Raw genomic sequence first — 338 nt, 5'->3', positions numbered from 1 at the left:
TCATATCGGACGCTGTATAACAGCAAAAGGCGTACGCCCAATCATCAGTTATCAACATCGTTTTTCAACTACCTATTTGTATGGAAGTTATTCGCTCATTGATGGAAATTCTTTCGTATGGGAAATTAATGGTACAAGTATCGATATTTTTAAGCGTTATCTCCAGGCTTTTTCAGCACAAAGGCCAAATGAATATAAAATTGTTGTTATCGATAATGCCCGCTTCCATCTGATAAAGCCAGGTGAAGTCCCCGAGAACATATTCCTGCTGAACATTCCTCCATATACCCCGGAATTGAATCCCTCTGAACAAATATGGCAATACATAAAAACAAGGT

1 protein-coding gene is annotated in these 338 nt (G+C 38.5%); it reads left to right on the top strand.

The window, feature by feature from the left end; genetic code table 11:
- Positions 1-338, top strand: a 338-nt coding sequence (locus tag K5G00_RS29640) for a transposase (protein ID WP_238770284.1), incomplete at both ends; no start/stop codon positions are given.

The organism is Maribellus maritimus (genome assembly GCF_022267315.1).
Classification (GTDB): Bacteria; Bacteroidota; Bacteroidia; order Bacteroidales; family Prolixibacteraceae; genus Draconibacterium; species Draconibacterium maritimum.
This window is presented reverse-complemented; position numbering and strand designations above follow the sequence as displayed.